Origin of the sequence: Tardiphaga sp. (assembly GCF_044340795.1) — a bacterium.
Lineage (GTDB): Bacteria > Pseudomonadota > Alphaproteobacteria > Rhizobiales > Xanthobacteraceae > Tardiphaga.
The window spans coordinates 1-3,921 of record NZ_JBIISY010000382.1 but is presented as its reverse complement, the minus strand read 5'-3'; the positions used below and the strand labels follow the sequence as shown (position 1 = coordinate 3,921).

Sequence of the window (3,921 nt, the reverse complement as noted above, 5' to 3'; positions counted from 1 at the left end):
GTCGCTGGTGCAATCGTATATTGCGAAAGGCATGATCAAGGCGCCGCGCACGATCGAGATCAATGGCACCGTCGGCGCTTTCGAACTTGCCAGTTCGTCGGACTGGGGCGTGCTGACGCCGTTCAGCTCGGTATGCCGCGAGCCAGGACGTTCGGGTGTTTTCATCTATCCGGTCGAAAGTCCGAAGATTCCGTTCGATCTGTATCTCGTCTATGACAAGCGCCGTCCGCCGAACGCGGCCTCCCGCCAGTTCATTGCGGCAATCGAAGCTGAGTTGCGGGTCGTCGATGGATTGTGGCGCGACATCAGTACGCCTTCCGGCTGAAAGCACCTATCAGCATTTGAGATATGTCATATCAGCCAGGTAGCGCTTTCATGGCTCCCTCAGTTTCGTAGTCTCTGCCCGACGCGGCGGAGAAGGCATCTTCGCAACGCATGCCCGATTTCGGTGCGCGCGCCTGTTCACATCACGCGAGCGGCGAGAATGAAAGAGGGGCGCGCGCATGCAGAGTACTGCACTGGCTTATGCGCCGTCTTCGCCGCGGATAGCTCGTTTCTTCAACGCCACATAAGATTGATGAGAGAAGGACAATGACCAACCTGACTGGACGTGTAGCAATCGTAACCGGCGGTGCTCAGGGGCTTGGCGCGGACTTCGCCATCGCGCTGGCGAAAGCAGGTGCCGCGGTGGTGGTGGGGGATGTTGCCTCCACGATGGAAACTTGCGCCGTCATTCGTTCAAACGGCGGGCGTGCGGAAGGCGTCTGTCTCGACGTGACATCGTCGTCATCGGTGCAGGAATGCATCGATCGCGCGATCAGTTCATTCGGCCAGCTCGACATTCTCGTCAACAATGCCGCGATATCCGGGACGATTCAGCTGGGAGCGCTGACGGAAATCAGCTCCGAGGACTGGGATCGCGTCATGACCGTCAATGTCCGCGGCACCTTTGAGTGCATGAAGGCCGCGATCTCGCCGATGAAAGCGCGCGGGTATGGCAAGATCATCAATCTGTCGTCCGGCACGGCAATCAAGGGCTCGCCCGGGCAGCCTCACTACGTGGCCTCGAAGGGAGCCATCATTTCCCTCACGCGCGCAGCGGCGCGTGAACTGGGCGAATTCGGCATCCGGGTGAACGCGCTGGCGCCTGGCCTCACCATGAGCGACCGGATGAAGAGCAATCCAAGCTGGTCGAGCACCATGGTCTCCAACAACATCGCTTCGCGCGCGATCAAGCGCGAGGCCGTGCCGGCGGACCTGCTTGGCGCGTTGCTGTTTCTAGCCTCGCCAGCGAGCGACTTCGTGACGGGGCAGACACTCTCCGTGGATGGTGGGTCGGCGATGAACTGAGGCAGGCCTACTTCGCAAGGCCATCTTCCAACGCGATAGCTACTATCAAGTATTTGCGCCGATCGTTTGCGATCGGACGCGCTAGTCTTAACCGAAACAGCTCGTCGAAGAGTTTGATAATAGAATAGGCGAATAGAGAAATGACACAGCAGAGCAGCGAGTTCGAGGTCAAGCATATCATGGCTGGCGGGTTTAAGACCCGCTATCTCGAGGCGGGCGATCCATCTCGACGGAAGCTGATCCTTATCCATGACGGCGCCTTCGGCACCACTGCAGAACTATGCTGGAGCGGTGTGATCGCCGACTTCGCGCGCGATCATCATGTGCTCGCCCCGGAATTGCTCGGCTGGGGCGGTACCGACAAAGTCGTCTATTTCGATCGATCTCCTTATGCGGCACGTGTCCCGCATATCGAGGCATTCGTGCGCGAACTCGGAATCAAGGAAGCCGACTATGTCGGAACCTCGTTCGGGGGCTCGTTGATCCTGCGGGCTAGTGTGGCTTCTGGAAACCCGTGGGGCATCCGTCGTGCAATTTCGATGGCTGGCTCGGGCGGGCCGTACCGGCTTCCGGCCGGCATCGAAGCCTTGACGAACTATACGCCGAGTCTCGAAGCCGCAACAAATCTCACGGAGCTGATCGTCGGGCCGACCGACGGCATGGAAGCTCATATCAAGCAGAGGCATGCCAACAGTCTGATTCCGGGTCATTGGGAAGCGCTGTCTGCGCCCCGTCTGAAGAACCCGTCTGTCGAGCGAGCCGCGCAGGCGGACGACTATCTTGAGCGTCTGGCGAAGACCGCGGTGCCGACCTTGTTGGTCGAGGGTCGCCGAGATCCTCTTCTTGAAGACGGTTGGGCCGACAAGCTTGCGGCGTTGTCGCCCAATATTTCTGCGATCACGATCGATGCCGGCCACGGGCCGAATATCGAGTGTCCAGACCAAGTGATCGAACTCGTCCGGAAATTTCTGACGAATGTGGGAGACGTCCGATGAACATTCACTCCAATAAGATAGCCATATCCGACGGCATCGCGGCGCTCGATCGCGTCGATCCGATCGTCGCCAGCGATAGCGAGATCGCAAGCGCCGTCGAAGAGGCCGACTTGCCTGCGTTGCTGGCGGCAATCGCCGTGCTGACGGGCGATGAGAAGCTGATCTCCGATGAGCTGCAGCCGCCGAAGTCGAAGATGGGCGCGTCCATCAAGCCGCAAGGCGGATTGAGCGAAGAGGCGCAGGCAAAGGCTAAGTCACTATGCGTGGCTGCCCTGATTGCTCATCGCGATGCCGGATCGCCAGCTGCGGATGCGTCCGCGCCTTTGCTCGAGAAAGCAATGAAGTTTCTCGCGCGAGGTGTCGGTTCGGAATATCTGCCGCTGCTCAAGCATGAACTGGCCCTGCCGCGCGACCTCGGTGCGCCGGATTGGAGCAAGCACGACCTTGCTCCAGAGCGCGACTTCTCGGTTGCCGTGATCGGAGCCGGGCTGTCCGGCGTCGCCACGGCGTATCGTCTGCAACAGGCCGGGATTCGCTACAAGGTGTTCGAGAAGAACCCGGAAGTTGGCGGCGTCTGGTGGGAGAACGTCTATCCGGGCTGCCGCCTGGATACCCCAAATTTTGCGTATAGCTATTCATTCGCGCAGAAGCAGGATTGGCCCGAGCAATTCTCCAAGCAGGCTGAAATCCAGAAATATGTTTCCACAGTGGCCGATGCGACCTCTGTGCGCCCGAATATCGCTTTCGAAACCGAAGTCGTGTCGATGATTTATGACGACGTGACTTTGCTGTGGCGGATCGAAACGGTGGACAAGGCCGGCAAGAGCCGGGTTGAAATGTTCAACGCGATCGTCACGGCGACGGGCCAGCTCAACAAGCCGGCTTTCCCGGATATCGCGGGGCTGAAGTCGTTTGGCGGCGTCATGGTTCATTCCGCGAAGTGGCAGACGGACCTTGATGTTCGTGGCAAGCGCGTCGCCGTGATCGGAACCGGCGCGAGCGCCTACCAGATCGTCCCTGCGATCGTCGAGGACGTGGCGAAGATGTACGTCTTTCAGCGCAACGCGCCGTGGATGCTTCCGACGCCGAATTACCACGAAGAGATCAAGCCGGGCATGGCTTGGCTGTTGCGGCATGTTCCGTTTTATGGGCGTTGGTTCCGCTTCTGGCAGTTCTGGATCGCCGCTGAAGGTAGGCTCCCCTTGGTCGAGGTCGAGCAGGATTGGGACCATCCTATCTCTGTCGGTCGCGCCAATGAGGAGCTGCGTCTTGAATGTATCGACCATCTCAAGGCCCAACTCGCTGATCGCCCAGACCTACTTGAGAAGATGACGCCTAAATATGCCCCCGGTGCGAAGCGCATGCTCCGCGACAATGGGGTGTGGGCAGATGCACTGAAGCAGCCGCACACGGAGCTTGTCACCGACGGAATCCTGCGGATCGAAGAAAAGGGCATCGTCACGTCCGATGGTATGTTGCATGAGGTCGATATCATCATTATGGCAACGGGCTTCCAGGCATCCGATTATCTCGCGCCGATCAAGGTGGTTGGTCGCGGTGGCACGGATCTGCCGAC

4 protein-coding genes are annotated in these 3,921 nt (G+C 59.3%); all 4 read left to right on the top strand.

Annotation, left to right across the window (positions count from 1 at the left end):
- Window positions 1–325: LysR substrate-binding domain-containing protein (locus ACIQ17_RS31800; protein ID WP_398473516.1), on the top strand; the 325-nt coding region annotated here is incomplete at its 5' end.
- 266 nt (window positions 326–591) lie between these two features.
- Window positions 592–1,350, top strand: a complete 759-nt coding sequence (locus tag ACIQ17_RS31795; RefSeq protein ID WP_398473515.1) for an SDR family NAD(P)-dependent oxidoreductase — start codon at window positions 592–594, stop codon at window positions 1,348–1,350.
- Between the two features lie 140 nt (window positions 1,351–1,490).
- Window positions 1,491–2,345, top strand: a complete 855-nt coding sequence (locus tag ACIQ17_RS31790) for an alpha/beta fold hydrolase (protein WP_398473514.1) — start codon at window positions 1,491–1,493, stop codon at window positions 2,343–2,345.
- Window positions 2,342–3,921: flavin-containing monooxygenase (locus ACIQ17_RS31785; RefSeq protein ID WP_398473513.1), on the top strand; the 1,580-nt coding region annotated here is incomplete at its 3' end. The genes ACIQ17_RS31790 and ACIQ17_RS31785, both read left to right, overlap by 4 nt.

Excerpts from the sequence above, each read along its gene's own strand:
- ACIQ17_RS31795 (WP_398473515.1), top strand. The coding sequence starts at position 592 with ATGACCAACCTGACTGGACGTGTAGCAATCGTAACCGGCGGTGCTCAG.
- ACIQ17_RS31790 (WP_398473514.1), top strand. The coding sequence starts at position 1,491 with ATGACACAGCAGAGCAGCGAGTTCGAGGTCAAGCATATCATGGCTGGC.